This is a genomic window from Nguyenibacter vanlangensis, from assembly GCF_038719015.1.
Taxonomy (GTDB): Bacteria; Pseudomonadota; Alphaproteobacteria; order Acetobacterales; family Acetobacteraceae; genus Gluconacetobacter; species Gluconacetobacter vanlangensis.
Map to the genome: position 1 here is coordinate 2,165,101 of NZ_CP152276.1, position 13,382 is coordinate 2,178,482.

General features: G+C 67.0%; 16 protein-coding genes, 1 tRNA gene and 1 pseudogene. 8 read left to right on the top strand and 10 right to left on the bottom strand.

Annotated elements, in window-relative coordinates; translation table 11 throughout:
• Genes AAC691_RS10050 through AAC691_RS10060 form a run of 3 tightly spaced genes read right to left on the bottom strand, consistent with a single transcriptional unit; the run spans nucleotide 1 to nucleotide 3,663 of the window.
• A complete protein-coding gene (locus AAC691_RS10050; protein ID WP_342629944.1) occupies nucleotides 1-612 on the bottom strand; it encodes an SCO family protein in 612 nt (203 codons plus the stop codon).
• On the bottom strand, nucleotides 612-3,437 hold the full coding sequence (gene polA, locus AAC691_RS10055) for a DNA polymerase I (protein WP_342629945.1): 2,826 nt from the start codon (nucleotides 3,435-3,437) through the stop codon (nucleotides 612-614). Before polA ends, AAC691_RS10050 begins: the two co-directional genes overlap by 1 nt.
• A gap of 10 nt (nucleotides 3,438-3,447) precedes the next feature.
• Nucleotides 3,448-3,663: a zinc-finger domain-containing protein gene (locus AAC691_RS10060; RefSeq protein ID WP_323992395.1), complete on the bottom strand. Its 216-nt coding sequence runs from the start codon at nucleotides 3,661-3,663 to the stop codon at nucleotides 3,448-3,450.
• Between the two features lie 49 nt (nucleotides 3,664-3,712).
• On the opposite strand from AAC691_RS10060, the gene AAC691_RS10065 reads away from it, so the two are divergent.
• Nucleotides 3,713-4,753 carry an alpha/beta fold hydrolase gene (locus tag AAC691_RS10065; RefSeq protein ID WP_342629946.1) on the top strand — a complete coding sequence of 347 codons (1,041 nt, stop codon included), beginning with the start codon at nucleotides 3,713-3,715 and terminating at the stop codon, nucleotides 4,751-4,753.
• 67 nt (nucleotides 4,754-4,820) lie between these two features.
• A tRNA-Arg gene (locus AAC691_RS10070) sits at nucleotides 4,821-4,897 on the top strand.
• 36 nt (nucleotides 4,898-4,933) lie between these two features.
• Here the strand turns inward: AAC691_RS10070 and AAC691_RS10075 are convergent.
• Nucleotides 4,934-5,149, bottom strand: coding sequence for a hypothetical protein (locus tag AAC691_RS10075; protein WP_342629947.1), 216 nt, complete (start codon nucleotides 5,147-5,149; stop codon nucleotides 4,934-4,936).
• A gap of 37 nt (nucleotides 5,150-5,186) precedes the next feature.
• Entirely contained in the window at nucleotides 5,187-5,315 is a 129-nt protein-coding gene (locus AAC691_RS10080; RefSeq protein WP_281362781.1) for a hypothetical protein, read from the bottom strand.
• A gap of 117 nt (nucleotides 5,316-5,432) precedes the next feature.
• Between AAC691_RS10080 and AAC691_RS10085 the strand changes: the two genes are divergently transcribed.
• Together AAC691_RS10085 and AAC691_RS10090 are read left to right on the top strand one after the other, a co-directional pair.
• A complete protein-coding gene (locus AAC691_RS10085; protein WP_176640125.1) occupies nucleotides 5,433-5,792 on the top strand; it encodes a type II toxin-antitoxin system RelE/ParE family toxin in 360 nt (119 codons plus the stop codon).
• On the top strand, nucleotides 5,789-6,130 hold the full coding sequence (locus AAC691_RS10090) for an XRE family transcriptional regulator (RefSeq protein ID WP_176640124.1): 342 nt from the start codon (nucleotides 5,789-5,791) through the stop codon (nucleotides 6,128-6,130). The genes AAC691_RS10085 and AAC691_RS10090 overlap by 4 nt, the downstream gene beginning before the upstream one ends.
• A 124-nt stretch (nucleotides 6,131-6,254) precedes the next feature.
• Here the strand turns inward: AAC691_RS10090 and AAC691_RS10095 are convergent.
• A pseudogene (locus AAC691_RS10095) lies at nucleotides 6,255-6,509 on the bottom strand (IS5/IS1182 family transposase); the annotation flags it as partial.
• A gap of 116 nt (nucleotides 6,510-6,625) precedes the next feature.
• On the opposite strand from AAC691_RS10095, the gene AAC691_RS10100 reads away from it, so the two are divergent.
• The 4 genes from AAC691_RS10100 to AAC691_RS10115 all read left to right on the top strand — a co-directional run bounded on the left by AAC691_RS10100 (nucleotide 6,626) and on the right by AAC691_RS10115 (nucleotide 8,380).
• Nucleotides 6,626-7,309 (top strand): class I SAM-dependent methyltransferase, encoded by a 684-nt coding sequence (locus AAC691_RS10100; protein WP_342629948.1) that lies wholly within the window; start codon nucleotides 6,626-6,628, stop codon nucleotides 7,307-7,309.
• A 107-nt stretch (nucleotides 7,310-7,416) separates the two neighbouring features.
• Nucleotides 7,417-7,644, top strand: a complete 228-nt coding sequence (locus tag AAC691_RS10105) for a CcdB family protein (RefSeq protein ID WP_342629949.1) — start codon at nucleotides 7,417-7,419, stop codon at nucleotides 7,642-7,644.
• An 84-nt stretch (nucleotides 7,645-7,728) separates the two neighbouring features.
• Nucleotides 7,729-7,971: a type II toxin-antitoxin system prevent-host-death family antitoxin gene (locus AAC691_RS10110; RefSeq protein WP_342629950.1), complete on the top strand. Its 243-nt coding sequence runs from the start codon at nucleotides 7,729-7,731 to the stop codon at nucleotides 7,969-7,971.
• Nucleotides 7,961-8,380, top strand: coding sequence for a hypothetical protein (locus tag AAC691_RS10115; protein WP_342629951.1), 420 nt, complete (start codon nucleotides 7,961-7,963; stop codon nucleotides 8,378-8,380). Before AAC691_RS10110 ends, AAC691_RS10115 begins: the two co-directional genes overlap by 11 nt.
• A 339-nt stretch (nucleotides 8,381-8,719) precedes the next feature.
• Here AAC691_RS10115 and AAC691_RS10120 read toward each other — a convergent pair whose 3' ends face one another.
• From AAC691_RS10120 to AAC691_RS10135, 4 genes are read right to left on the bottom strand one after another with little or no spacing between them, the layout of a single operon-like run.
• On the bottom strand, nucleotides 8,720-8,974 hold the full coding sequence (locus AAC691_RS10120; protein WP_176640118.1) for a hypothetical protein: 255 nt from the start codon (nucleotides 8,972-8,974) through the stop codon (nucleotides 8,720-8,722).
• Nucleotides 8,971-10,518, bottom strand: a complete 1,548-nt coding sequence (locus AAC691_RS10125; protein WP_342629952.1) for a sodium:solute symporter family transporter — start codon at nucleotides 10,516-10,518, stop codon at nucleotides 8,971-8,973. The genes AAC691_RS10120 and AAC691_RS10125 overlap by 4 nt, the downstream gene beginning before the upstream one ends.
• Before the next feature lie 46 nt (nucleotides 10,519-10,564).
• Nucleotides 10,565-11,992 carry an amidase family protein gene (locus AAC691_RS10130; protein ID WP_342629953.1) on the bottom strand — a complete coding sequence of 476 codons (1,428 nt, stop codon included), beginning with the start codon at nucleotides 11,990-11,992 and terminating at the stop codon, nucleotides 10,565-10,567.
• Nucleotides 11,989-13,359: an aminotransferase gene (locus AAC691_RS10135; protein WP_342629954.1), complete on the bottom strand. Its 1,371-nt coding sequence runs from the start codon at nucleotides 13,357-13,359 to the stop codon at nucleotides 11,989-11,991. The genes AAC691_RS10130 and AAC691_RS10135 overlap by 4 nt, the downstream gene beginning before the upstream one ends.
• Nucleotides 13,360-13,382 lie beyond the last annotated feature (23 nt).

The window sequence follows — 13,382 nt, forward strand, 5'->3', positions numbered from 1 at the left end:
TTATTGCGTCGCCATCAGGCTGCGCAGGCGGTCGGCGATCTGGCCGGCGGTGGCCGTGGCCTCGACCGTCCCGGCATAGCGGCCCTCGGGCGACATGATGACGATGCGCGGTGACGGCTCCATGGCGTAGTCGCCGTTGGTGCCTGGGTGCCGGACATAGGGGGCATGGTATTCGGCCGTCACGGCCTTGATCATGTTCGGCGCGCCGGTGAGCGCGATGATGTGCGGCCCGAAGCGCAGCGTGTAGGCCCGCAGCAGTTCGGCCGTATCGCGCATCGGATCGACCGAGATGAACAGCGGCGCCACCAGCCGCGCCTGCGCGCCCATCAGGTCCATCGCCCCGGCCATCGCGTGCAGCGTCGCCCCGCATTGCGTGTCCGGGCAATGGGTGTAGCCGAAATAGACCAGCATCCAGCGGCCCAGGAAATCGGTATCCGCCACTTCGCCGTCGGCGGCGCTGATCAGACGGAACGACCCGCCGATCTCGTTGCCGTAGGTCGAGAGGATCGGGCCCATCCGGTCCATGATCCGAAAGGTGCCGTACCCGCCCACCACCGCGGCCAGCGCGATGACGCCCCCTATGATCAGCCGCCGCCTGTCCCTGTCCTGCATCAATGCGCGTCCGCCCAATTCGCTCCGGCCCCGGTCTCGACCACCAGCGGCACCGTCAGGCTGGCCGCCGATTCCATGACCTGTTTCACCAGGGCGCCCAGCGTTTCCTGCTGGTCCGCCCGGACCTCGAACAGAAGTTCGTCATGGACCTGCAGCAGCAGCCGCCCGTCCAGGCTGGCCGCCGCCAGCGCCTGCGGCAGCCGGACCATCGCGCGCTTGATGATGTCGGCCGCCCCGCCCTGCAGCGGCGCGTTGATCGCCTGCCGCTCGGCATAGGCGCGGCGCGCCGCGTTCTTCTCGGCGATGCCCGGCACCCAGCAGCGCCGCCCGAACGGGGTGGTGACATAGCCCTGGCGCCGTGCCTCGTCCTTGATCCGTTCCATATAGTCGCGAATGCCCGGATAGCGCGCGAAATAGGCATCGATATAGGAGCGCGCCTCGCCCGGCGGAATACCGAGCTGCCGCCCCAGCCCGAACGCGCTGATGCCGTAGATGATGCCGAAATTGATCGCCTTGGCCCGGCGGCGGGTCAGGGGGTCCATGCCTTCGATCGGGATGCCGAACACCTCGGAGGCGGTGCGGGCATGGATGTCCTGCCCCAGCGCGAAAGCCTCGCGCAACGCGGGGATGTTGGCCACGTGGGCCAGCAGCCGCAATTCGATCTGCGAATAATCGGCCGACAGCAGCACCTGCCCCGGTCCGGCGACGAAGGCGCGGCGGATGCGGCCGCCTTCCTCGGTCCGGATGGGGATGTTCTGCAGGTTCGGCTCGTTGGATGAAAGCCGCCCGGTCGAGGTGATGGCCATCTGGAACGAGGTATGCACGCGCGCCGTCCCGGGGTCCGCCTGGCCCACCAGCGCGTCGGCATAGGTCGATTTCAGCTTGGCGAGCTGCCGCCAGGCCAGGATCCGCCCCGGCAGGTCGTGCCCCTGGTCGGACAGATCCTGCAGGACCGACGAATCGGTGCCCCAGGCGCCGGATTTCATCCGCTTGCCGCCCGGCAGTCCCATCTCGTCGAACAGGATCTCGCCGAGCTGCTTGGGCGAGCCGACATTGAACGGCCGGCCGGCCAGGCGGTGGATCTCGGTCTCCATCTCGGCCATGCGGGCGGCGAAATCGGCCGACAGGCGGCGCAGTTCGGCCACGTCGATGGCGATGCCGGTCCGTTCCATGTCCGCCAGCACCGCCACCAGCGGCCGTTCCAGTGCCTCGTACAACGCCAGCGAGCGGTGGATGCGCAATTGCGGCCGCAGCGCCAGCCACAGGCGCAGGGTCACGTCCGCGTCCTCGGCGGCATAGGCGGTGGCCCGGGCCAGGTCGACCCGGGCGAAGGGGATGCGGTTGCGCCCGGTGCCCGTTACCGCGTCATAGGGGATCGGGGCGTGACCCAGGTACAGGCGCGACAATTCGTCCATGCCCTGGCCGTGCTTGCCGGCGAACTGGGCGTAGGCGATCAGCATCGTATCGTCGACCGGCGCCGGCTGCGGCGCGCCCGCGCGGGTCAGCACCAGCAGGTCGAACTTGGCGTTCTGGAAGATCTTGAGCACCGACGGGTCCGCCAGCAGCGGCCCCAGCAGCGCCAGCACCAGGCCGGCGGGCAACTGCACCGCCGCCGGGTCCTGCGCGCCGTCCTCGGGCAGCAATTGCGGCTCGGCCTGGTGCGCCAGGGGGATGTAGCAGGCGCGGCCGGGCGCCACCGCCAGCGAAATCCCCACCAGCCCGGCGCGCAGCGGGTCCAGCCCGTCGGTTTCGGTATCCAGCGCGCAGAAGCCGGCGGCGCGCGCCTCGGCCAGCCAGCGTTCCAGCGCCTCGGCGCTGGTCACCGTCTCGTACGGTCCATAGGGCGCCTGGTCGGGCGCCGCGTCCGCAGAGACAGGAGATGAAGCGGAAGAGGATGCCGGAGAAGAGACTAGACTGGGGGCGGGCGCCGGTATCGCCACGCCGACCGCGGCCGCCGAGTCCTTGACCCCCATCCGGTGCAGGATGGAGCGGAACCCCATCCTTTGCAGCCATTCCCCCAGCAGCGCCTCGTCCGGTTCGCGGCAGATCAGCGCGTCCAGCGGCAATGGGCAGGGCGCGTCGGCGCGCAGGGTCACCAGGTCGCGCGACAGCCGGGCCTTGTCGGCATATTCGATCAGGTTGTCGCGGCGCCTGGACGGCTTCATCGCCGCCGCCCCCGCCAGGATCGCGTCCAGCGAGCCATATTCCGCGATCAGCGCCGAGGCGGTCTTGGGCCCGATCCCCGGCACGCCCGGCACGTTGTCGACCGAATCGCCGATCAGCGCCTGCACGTCGATCACCTTGTCCGGGGTCACGCCGAACTTGGCCTCGACCTCCTTCAGCCCGATCGGTTTTTGGCGGATCGGGTCCATCATTTCCACCCCGGGGCGGATGAGCTGCATCAGGTCCTTGTCGGACGACACGACGGTGCAGCGTCCGCCGGCCTCGGTCACGTGCCGGGCATAGGCGGCGATCAGGTCGTCGGCCTCCCAGCCCGGTTCCTCGATCCCCGGCACGCCGAATGCCGCCGTCGCGGCGCGCACCAGGCCGAATTGCGGACGCAGATCCTCGGGCGGTTCGGGGCGGTGGGCCTTGTACTGGTCGTAGATTTCGTTGCGGAAGGTCTTCCGCCCCGCGTCGAAGATCACCGCCAGGTGCGTGCCCGCATGGTCGCGCAGCAGGCGCGCCAGCATGTTGGTGAAGCCGAACACCGCGTTGACGGGCGTGCCGTCGGGCGCGGTCATCGGCGGCAGGGCATGATAGGCGCGGAAGATGAACCCCGATCCGTCGACCAGGATCAGGTGAATCGGGGCGTTGTCGGACATCGTCGTTCGATCAGTGCGCGGCCTCGTCCACCGCGTCGGGATTCAGCACGAACAGGCGCGAGCAATAGGGGCAGAACGTCTGGTGGGCGGCGATGCGCAGCCACACGCGCGGATGGCCCAGCGCCCCCGCGCCCCCGTCGCAGGCCGGGGTGCGGGACTGCACGATCACGGTTTCGACATGCCCCAGTTGGGGCGTCGGCGTCGGATACTGGGTCTGGACCTGCATGATGTTCGCTCCGCCTGTTCTCGTGGCCGATGGCCAGGATGGTCGGGGGATGATACGCAGGATCGCCGTGCTTTCAAACCTCCGCCTGTCACCCCTGCTTCATGCGTCTTTCCGGCTCGGCCTTCTGGCCGCGGTCCTGGCCGGCTGCGCGCTGCGCGACCCGCCCACCCCGGTCCCGCCCGCGCGATGGGCGGCGGACGGGCGCCTGGTCCCGCCCGACCTTGTCCTGGTCCTGGCCGACGGGACGCGCGCGCCCACCCGGCTGTGGCGGGCGCGGGGCCCCGAGCGGGCGGTCGTTCTGGCGCTGCACGGATTCGATGACAGCCGCGACGCCTGGGAGCCGGCCGGACCGGCCCTCGCCGCGCGGGGCATCACCGTCTATGCCCCCGACCTGCGGGGTTTCGGCGGCATGCCCGATCGCGGCGCGTGGGCCGGCGCCGGGCAACTGGTCCGCGACGCGGCGGACGAGGCCCGCCTGGTCGCCGCCCGCCATCCGGGCGTGCCGCTCTATCTGATGGGCGAGAGCATGGGCGGCGCGGTGCTGGTGTGCCTGATGGCGCAGCCCGGCGCGCCGCATGTCGCCGGCACGATCCTGCTGGCCCCGGCGGTGTGGAGGCTGGGCATGGGGACCCGCGCCACGCTGGATCTTTTCGCCGCCGTCGCGCCGTCCTGGCGGGTCACCGGGCATGAATTGCCGGTCCATGTGGTGGCGGGGGACGACATGGCGGCGATGCGCCGCCTGTATTTCGACCCGCTGACCCTGCGCGCGACGCGGATGCCGGCCCTGTCCGGCCTGGCGTCGCTGATGGACCGGGCCGCCGATGCGGCCCCCCGGCTGCGCGGGCCGGCGCTGCTGCTCTATGGCGGGCGCGACCAGTTGGTCCCGCCCGCCGCCATGGCGGCGCTGTGGCGCGGCCTGCCCGCCGCGGTCCGGCGCGACTACCTGCCCGGCGGCTATCACCTGCTGCTGCGCAGCCGCACGCGCGATGCCGCGCTGGCCGACATCGCGCAATGGATCGCCGATCCCGACCGATGGCTGCCCTCGGGCGGCGACGCGGCCCCCGGCCTGGCCGACCTGGCCGGGGAATAAGCCTGGCGAAAATAAATCCCCGGCAGGTCTGGCGCCGGAAAACAACTCGGGCTATGGAGGCGTCTCTGGACTCGTAGCTCAGCTGGATAGAGCGTCGCCCTCCGAAGGCGAAGGTCGAAGGTTCGAATCCTTTCGAGTCCGCCACATATCCTTAAAAAATAGCAGAAAACAGCCACTTTTTTAGAAGTGACGATTTCTTACCCATGACAAAACCCACGATAGCGCATGATACGCTGGGGGTGCTTCAGACTGGGTGAGAGACGATTCGCGCCATTCGCCATCGGGACGGCGGGCATCTGGCAGAAGGATCAGACGGGGTAGCAGCGCGTCGTGCAGCAGGACGCTGGGGTCGCGCAGTTCCAGAACGATATTCCGTTCCTGACTGGTCAGGGTCATGTCCTGCATCCGGTCGGGAACGCGCGCATCTGTTCGTTCATAACGCGCCCTCCCGCCGCTCCAGGCGGACGGTCAGCCGTCCGAGCCGGGCCGCCGCTCGGATTGCCCACGCAGACAGCGGGATCAAGACGAACAGGGCCGCATGGCGCATGAGGCCGCGGATCATGGCTTCGCTCCGGGGTGGGGGTGAGGAAGATCTTGTAACGCTTCGGGGCATGCCCAGACGCATAGAGACAGATCGATAAGGCTTGAATATGCCCTGGAGTGCATATATGTTCCCGCCATGGTCTGGTTGGTCGAGCATACTGATGAGTTCGAAGATTGGTTTGCTTCTCTGACCGAGACTGAGCGCGAGGACGTATACGCGTCAGGGCTGCTTCTTGAGGAGCGAGGTCCGAGTCTGCGACATCCAATGTCGTCAGGTATCAGCGGGTCTCGTCATAGTCATATGCGTGAATTACGGATTCAGAGCGGTGGTAGGCCCATTCGGATATTCTATGCGTTCGATCCCCGCCGTGCCGCTATCCTTCTGATTGGAGGAGATAAAACTGGTGATGACCGCTTTTACGAGCGAATGACGCCAATAGCCGATGATCTATACGACACGCACCTTGCAACCCTCAGACAGGAGAAGCTGATATGACAGATCGCAAAACACTGGCCTCTCTTGGGGCGAAGATGTCGCCGGCGTCTCGGGTACGGGCCGAAGTCAAGGCAAAGGCAATGTCCGATGCCATGGACCTTGCCGAACTTCGGCGCGCTCATGTCATGTCACAAAAGCAGATCGCGGAGCTTCTGGGGGTCAACCAGGCATCTGTCGCCAAGATGGAAAAGCGCGCCGACATGTATATCAGCACGCTGCGCAGCTATATCGAGGCGATGGGGGGTGAACTTCAAATCGTCGCAAGGTTTCCTGACCATGCGGTGCCGATCAAAAGCTTTGCGGAGATCGGCGCCGAGGCGGAGACGTGTCCCGCTTAATCAACTGGACACCTCCAAAAAACCCGTTTTGTTTCTACGGAGGATGATAGATTCCGTCTGGGGCGCTTTGCCCATCCCGAATGGGTTGGATATTTTTTGACGACTGGAGGCTGGCTGGGCTCTTTCAGGTTGTCAGGGCGCTTGTCCTGTGCAGCCAGACAGCGCGGTTCATGTTGTAGACCAAGTTGACCATACCAATCTTCACCGTTGCCCAGGCGAGGTCGATCGTTCGCACGACGAGCCCCATCGGCCCTTTTTCAAAGGCGAAGGCATGCTCGACGCCAGAACGGACCTTCGACTTGCGGCCGTTGGCGCGAGCAATATGTCGCGGCAGGGCCTTCCCTGCCTGCCTTTTGCGGTGGATGCGCGAGCGCAGGCCAAGCGGGTATTTGCCTTTACAGTGATTGAAGCGAAGAACTGCACATGCGGGCGATGACATCCATGAGCCAGGCAACACGTCACTATGATGAGCTTCTGGCTCGGCATTATTCATGGATGAGCGGTCTGACCCTGAATGCAAAAATTGACGAACAGAAATTACTTCTCGCCGAAGCGGGGTTGGATGACGGTCCGAAGGACATAGCCGTCGATCTTGGATGCGGCCCTGGCTATCAATCATTCGCTCTCGCGCGCCTCGGCTACAAGACCGTCATTGCGGTCGATGCGAGCAATGCCCTGCTGGCGGAACTGGAAGCGGCACGGGCCGATGAGCCTATTCGAACGGTTCTTGCCGATCTTCGTAATTTTCCAACGTGCGTTGAAAGCGGCTCTGTGAATGCCATCATTTGCATGGGCGATACTCTGACGCATCTGGATGAGCGGTCCGATGTGACGAAACTCTACCGGGACGCCTATGCGGCACTGGCACCCGGTGGGCGCTTCGTTCTGACCTTTCGTGATCTCTCGCATGAACGCGAAGGGCTCGATCGCTTTCTGCCTGTTCGGGCCGACGAGCGGCGCATCATGACATGCTTTCTGGAATACGAAGCCGACCATGTCGTTGTGAACGACCTGATCCACGTTCGCGACGGCGAAGGATGGACCTTCGAAAAAAGCCGCTATCGGAAGTTGCGGCTTGCCCCGGCGGAGCAGGCTGCCGAACTGGAGCGAATTGGCTTTACGGTCGATTGCGACCGGCAGGCTGGCGGACTGCACATGATTTCTGCCCGAAAGCCATAAAGAGTTCCGGCTGGAACCCCAGTTTTCAGGCTGCCCATTATGTAGCCGTCCACCACGACAGCACGATCATGGCTTCCTGAGCGACGAATTCTCGACGCTCTGATCCGATGGCGCAATTTACGATCTACCGGAACCCCGGACGTAACCGGGACATCTCGTTCGTCGTCCAGATCCAGAGCACTCGCCTGGACCGCAGCGTGGGCCGGGTCGTCATGCCACTCGTCAGACGGTCCGGCAGCGCGCCGCCGGACCGTCTTCTGCATGTCGAGGGAGAGGACATCTTCGCCAATCCGTTCGACCAAGGCCCGCTTCGAAGGTCGGAACGGGTTTTTTAGATTAAGTCCCCGCATAGCAGATCCCTCTTGCAGGATATTAAGAAATTACGCATATTATGAATATTCTGATTACCGGAGGGGGTGATGAGGGAGTTCACAGCAGGAGATCTCACGCGCAGCACGGGTGACCTGTTCGAAGCGGCGACGATCGCCCCAGTGGCGATTACCAAACATCGGAAGCCGCGCTATGTCATCATGTCGATGGAATGCTACAAGAGTCTGACGCAAGGCGTGAGCCGCCAAACTGCGCTGAGCGTAGCTGATATGCCGGACGATCTGGGTGCCCTTTGGGATAAGGGCGTCAAGGATCATTTTGATGGCCGGTGATTTTCCAAAGTCCGGTCAAATCATCGATTATCACTATCTTTGGCTATGGCAGGCCGACCGGGGCGAGACGGAAGGCCGGAAAAAGAGACCGAGTTGCGTGGTTCTGGTCGTCGCAGATCGGGATGGTAATCACGTGCTGTTTATTGCACCGATTACCAGCAAGGAGCCTTCCCTGGAGCGGAAAGCTATCGCGATACCAGAAACCGAGGCACGTCGCGCTAATCTCGATACCCACATCCCCCTATGGGTCATGGTCGATGAGATGAATGCCGACGTGCAGGAATTTTCTTATACATTGGAAGATCGGACGCCCCGCGGGCAATTCAGTTCAGCGTTCACGGATCAAATTATTCGAGGTGTGCAAGCGGTGCGCGCTGGCGGGGGATTGCGCGTCTCAAAACGAACGTGATCGCGCCGAAGCGCAACAAAGGTGAAGAAAAAGCCTATCGTTCTCCCCTTTGGCCCGAGTGACCCGGAAGATGGGGCTGTGGCCCTGGAGGGGATGGAGCGTGGCCAGCGCGCCCGGCTGATCCGCATAACGCGGACTGGCCTGGGTCTGACGCAGGCCGCATTTGCCGAACGTTTCCGCGTGCCGGCGGACGCCCTGCGCGATTGGGAGCGGGCCCGAGCCACGCCTGCCGATTTCGCCATTGCCTATTCGCCATTGCCTATGTGCGGGTGATCGGACAGTTTCCGGATATCGTTGCGGAGGCGGTGGCCTGATGCCAAGCCGGGGCCGGCGGGTGTGTCATGGCGGATCGGTCCGGCCGGGCAGGCGGCAGGTGGCGAAATAGCCGCGTTTCTCGTCGTCGCGATAGGCGGCCAGCAGGCAGCAGACGATCGACAGGCCCAGCGTCACGAAATAGGCGATCGAGCAGGGTACGCCCGGCAGCACCGGAGCGGGTGTGCCCAGCGACAGATAGACCGGCGGCAGCAGGGCGGCGGCGACGTTGCCGGCCATCCAGGCGACGATCGGCAGGGCGCGGGGGCGCGGCGGGGTCATGAGGCGTCTCCATGGGCCAGGGTGGCGGGCGCGGCCTGGCCGGGGGCGGCGTCCGCATCCGCCCGCGGCTGGCCGGTGCCGGCGAACAGCAGGGCGACGCGGCGGGTTTCGGCCGTCCGCTGCGGGACCAGCAGCGACAGGGCGGCATAGGTGGCGGCATTGACCGCAAGGCCGATCACGCCGGAACTCAGTCCCCAGAACCAGCCGGTGGCCGCATGGAGCACCGTTTCCAGCAGGATGGCGGTCAGAAAGCCCGCGATCATTCCGGCGATGCCGGCGGCGGCGGTGCCGCGCCGCCAGAACAGGCCGCCATATTGCGCCACCGCGACCTGGATGATGCCCTGATAGGACAGCAGCGCCAGCACCGACAGGTGCGCGATGGGCAGGCAGGCGATGCCCGCCGCCAGCGCGGTGGCGACGACCATGGTCCCCTTGGCCGTCAGGATCGACGTTCGGTAGGGCAAGACGCGGCCCGCGCCGACGATGTCGTTGGCCACCTGGGTGCCCATCGCCTGGATGATCGCATCCACCCCGCCCATCGTCGCCGCCAGCATCACCGTGCCGGCCAGGCCCAGCCCGACCGGCCCGGCCGCAAGGCCGGCAACCGTGAACCAGGCCATGTCCGGATCGGCATGCAGCGCCGGCAACCCGGCCGCCATCAGCCCCAGCACCACGAGCGCCATCGAGAACAGCAGCGACAGCGGCGCGCTGAACACGCCCGCGCGCAGCATGCTGCGCACGCTGTCGGCGGTGTAGAGCCGCACGAAGATCGGCGGCCAGCACCAGCCGCCGATCGAGCCGGTCAGGATCATCGAAAACAGCGTCAGTGGACCGCCGACCGCCCCCGTACCCATGCTCGTGCTCGTGCCCGGCACGCCGAGCAGCCGGGCGGGCAGGTGGCCGGGAGAGACCCCCTGCCCGGCCAGCCAGGCGATCAGCCCCAGGATCAGCGCGGTGCCGCCGACATAGGCGACCAGCCCCTGATACATGTCGGAAATGACCAGCCCGCGCATGCCCATGCGGATGGTCCAGACCTGCCGCACCAGGATCAGCGCCACGCCGCAGGCCACGGACTGGCCGGGCGTCAGCGCGCCCAGGGACAGGGCGGCGAACATCGCCCCCAGGCTTTTGAAGCCCAGCACCAGCCAGGGCAGGATCGAGATGACGCTGATGACCGACGACGTCACCGCCAGCGCCGTGGAATCATAGCGCAGCCGCAGCAGGTCGGCCTGGGTCTTCAGGTCGTTCGCCGCCCCCCACAGCCAGACCCGCCGTGCCATCACATACATCAGCATCACGGTCAGCAGGCTGTAGATCGGCATGTAGAAGGCCACCACCCCGCTGCCCAGCGCCATGCCGGTCAGCGACAGCAGCAGGCCGCCGGGCCACCAACTGTTCAGAAAGGACATGGATTGCAGCCACGCACCGTAGGACCGGCCGCCCACCGCGTAGTCCGAGAACGACCGGTCCCTGCGGAAGCTGGCCTGCAGCAGCACCACCAGCCCGGCGCAGAACAGCCCGACGATTCCGAACGCGATTCCCATCCGCCTTTCTCCCTATCTTGCGCGGTCTGTCTTGCGCGATCCCCTGTCAGGCCGCCAGGCGTTCGACGATCCGCGAGGGTGTGCTGCGTCCCGCGACCAGCAGCGCCTCGAGGGTTTGGCAGACGCGCATGACCGTCACGTCGTCCTGCCAGCGGCCGGCGACCTGCAGGCCGATCGGCAGGCCCGTGGCCGAGAAGCCGGCGGGGATCGAGGCCGCCGGCTGGCCGGTCATGTTATAGAGGAAGGCGAACCCGCCCCATTCCAGCCAGTCGGGCCACGAGGCGTCGGGCACGGTCCGGCCGGCGGCGAAGGGCAGCACCGACACGCTGGGCGACAGCACCACGTCCACCGCACCATGGACGCGCGCGGCGTCCTGCCGGTAGGCGATGCGGCGCATCTGCGCGTCGATCAGCGTGCCGGTCGGGATTTCCGCGCCCTTGAAGGCCTCGGCGCGGAATTCGGGATCGACCAGTTCCAGCCGTTCGGGCGGCAGGCGGCGCAGCGCCTGCCAGGCGCCGGCCTGCCACAGCGTGCGGTAGGTGGGGCGCCAATCCTCGAAATCCGGCACCGGCACCAGGGTCGCGCCCGCTTGTTCGGCCAGGACGGCCGCGGCGCGGAAGGTCGCGCGGATTTCGGGATCGACGGGCAGGCAGCCGAAATCCTCGGCCACGCCGATGCGCAGGCCGGACAGCGGCAGCGGACCGGCCGCGAAGGCGCCGGGCGGGGCCGGCGGGAAGCTGTACGGGTCCTTGGGATCGTAGCCTTCGATCACCGACAGCATCAGGGCCGCGTCGGCGACCGAGCGCGCCATCGGTCCGTAATGCGCCATGTCGGAATAATGCGGCGCAATGGGCCATTGCGGCACCCGGCCGAAGGTCGCCTTCAGGCCGAAGACGCCGCTGAAGCTGGCGGGGACGCGCACCGACCCGCCGCCGTCGCTGCCCAGCGCCAGCGGCCCGCAGCCCGACGCCAGGGCCGCACCGGCCCCGCCGCTGCTGCCGCCGGGGGTGACCGCCGGATCGTGGGCATTGCGGGTAATGCCGGTCAGCGGGCTGTCGGTCACGGCCTTCCACCCGCCCTCGCACGTCGTGGTGCAGGCATAGATCACCGCGCCCGCCGCCCGCAGCCGCGCCACCGACGGCGCGTCCTCCTGCGCCGCCTGCTGGCCGATCGACAGGCGCGAACCGCGCCCCAGCACCCAGCCGCGCGTCATCGCGGTGTCCTTGATCGACACCGGCACGCCCTCCAGCGGCCGGGGCGGCAGGCCGGCGCGCCAGGCCCGTTCCGAGACCGCGGCGGCCGCCAGGGCGGCATCGGCGTCGATGCGCACGAAGGGGTTGAGCACGCCCTGCATGGCGGCGGCGCGATCCAGCACCGCGCGCGTGACCTCGACCGGCGAGAGCGTGCCGGCCGCATACAGCGCAAGGAGGTCGGTGGCGGTGAGATCGCAGAGATCGGCCGTCATGTCGGTCATCGTGCCATTTCCTTGAGGCAGGCATCCAGTGCGATGCGCAGTGCGGCGACGATGGCGTCGACCCCGTCGCGGTCGATGATCATCGGCGGACAGAAAGCCAGCGCGTCGCCCATGGCGCGGGAGATCACGCCCGCCTGCTGCAGGTGCAGCACGGCACGGCGGCCCAGCGCGCCGGGCGGCCACGCGCCGTCGCCCGCGACGCGCGCGGGCGTCAGTTCCACCGCGGCGATCAGCCCCACGCCCCGGACCTCGTCCACCAGCGGGTGGCCGGCCAGGCCGGCCAGGCGGTCCTGCATCCAGGCGCCGACCTCGGCGGCATGGGCCACCAGGCCGCGTTCCTGGATGATGCGCAGCGTCTCGATCGCCACGGCGGCGGCGACGGGGTGGCCGCCGCCGGTGAAGCCGTGGCCGAACGTGCCGATGGCGTGCGTCTGGTCGGCGATCGGCTCGAACACCCGCTCGTTCAGCAGGATGGCGGAAATCGGCAGGTAGGACGACGAAAGCTGCTTGGACAGCACCATCACGTCCGGACGGATGTCGTACGTCTCGCAGCCGAACATCCGGCCGGTGCGGCCGAAGCCGCAGATGACCTCGTCGGCCACCAGCAGGATGTCGTGGCGCGCCAGCACGGCCTGGATCTTCTGCCAATAGGTGCGGGGCGGCACGAGGACGCCGCCGGCGCCCATCACCGGTTCGCCGAAGAAGGCGGCGATCGTCTCGGGCCCCTCGCGCAGGATCAGATCCTCGAGTTCCTGCGCCAGCCGGGTGGCGAAATCCTCCTCGCTTTCGCCCGGCCGGGCGTTGCGGCGGTAATGCGGCGCGGTCAGGTGCAGGAAGCCGGGCAGCGGCAGGTCGAAGGCGGTGTGGTTGGCGGGGATGCCGGTGAGGCTGCCGGCGGCGACGGTGATGCCGTGATAGGCGCGGTGGCGGCTGATGATCTTCTTGCGCCGGGTCTGGCCCAGCGCGTTGGCGCGATACCACAGCATCTTGATGACGGTGTCGTTGGCCTCGGATCCCGAATTGGTGAAGAACGCCTTGCTCATCGGCACGGGCGCCATCGTCACCAGGCGCTCCGCCAGATCGACCATCGGGCCGTGCCCCTTCTGGCCGAAGGGATGGTAGTAGGGCAGACGCGCCATCTGCCGGGTCGCGGCCTCGACCAGGCGCGGCTCGCTGAAGCCCAGCCCGACGCTCCACAGTCCGGCCATCGCCTCGATATAGCGGTTGCCGGCCAGGTCATAGACATGGATGCCCTCGCCCCGGTCGATGATGAGCGAGCCGCTTTGCAGATTCGCGCGGGCGTCCGTCAGCGGATGCATGACGTAGCGCGCGTCGCGCATTTCAGTTGTCGTGAAATCCTGTGTCATGGAGAGGATACTTCCTGATTTTT

Bases quoted from the DNA above. Each gene is read 5' to 3' on its own strand.
- AAC691_RS10050 (WP_342629944.1), bottom strand. From the start codon at position 612: ATGCAGGACAGGGACAGGCGGCGGCTGATCATAGGGGGCGTCATCGCG.
- polA (WP_342629945.1), bottom strand. From the start codon at position 3,437: ATGTCCGACAACGCCCCGATTCACCTGATCCTGGTCGACGGATCGGGG.
- AAC691_RS10060 (WP_323992395.1), bottom strand. From the start codon at position 3,663: ATGCAGGTCCAGACCCAGTATCCGACGCCGACGCCCCAACTGGGGCAT.
- AAC691_RS10065 (WP_342629946.1), top strand. From the start codon at position 3,713: ATGATACGCAGGATCGCCGTGCTTTCAAACCTCCGCCTGTCACCCCTG.
- AAC691_RS10075 (WP_342629947.1), bottom strand. From the start codon at position 5,149: ATGACCCTGACCAGTCAGGAACGGAATATCGTTCTGGAACTGCGCGAC.
- AAC691_RS10080 (WP_281362781.1), bottom strand. From the start codon at position 5,315: ATGATCCGCGGCCTCATGCGCCATGCGGCCCTGTTCGTCTTGATCCCG.
- AAC691_RS10085 (WP_176640125.1), top strand. From the start codon at position 5,433: ATGGTCTGGTTGGTCGAGCATACTGATGAGTTCGAAGATTGGTTTGCT.
- AAC691_RS10090 (WP_176640124.1), top strand. From the start codon at position 5,789: ATGACAGATCGCAAAACACTGGCCTCTCTTGGGGCGAAGATGTCGCCG.
- AAC691_RS10100 (WP_342629948.1), top strand. From the start codon at position 6,626: ATGAGCGGTCTGACCCTGAATGCAAAAATTGACGAACAGAAATTACTT.
- AAC691_RS10105 (WP_342629949.1), top strand. From the start codon at position 7,417: ATGGCGCAATTTACGATCTACCGGAACCCCGGACGTAACCGGGACATC.
- AAC691_RS10110 (WP_342629950.1), top strand. From the start codon at position 7,729: ATGAGGGAGTTCACAGCAGGAGATCTCACGCGCAGCACGGGTGACCTG.
- AAC691_RS10115 (WP_342629951.1), top strand. From the start codon at position 7,961: ATGGCCGGTGATTTTCCAAAGTCCGGTCAAATCATCGATTATCACTAT.
- AAC691_RS10120 (WP_176640118.1), bottom strand. From the start codon at position 8,974: ATGACCCCGCCGCGCCCCCGCGCCCTGCCGATCGTCGCCTGGATGGCC.
- AAC691_RS10125 (WP_342629952.1), bottom strand. From the start codon at position 10,518: ATGGGAATCGCGTTCGGAATCGTCGGGCTGTTCTGCGCCGGGCTGGTG.
- AAC691_RS10130 (WP_342629953.1), bottom strand. From the start codon at position 11,992: ATGACCGACATGACGGCCGATCTCTGCGATCTCACCGCCACCGACCTC.
- AAC691_RS10135 (WP_342629954.1), bottom strand. From the start codon at position 13,359: ATGACACAGGATTTCACGACAACTGAAATGCGCGACGCGCGCTACGTC.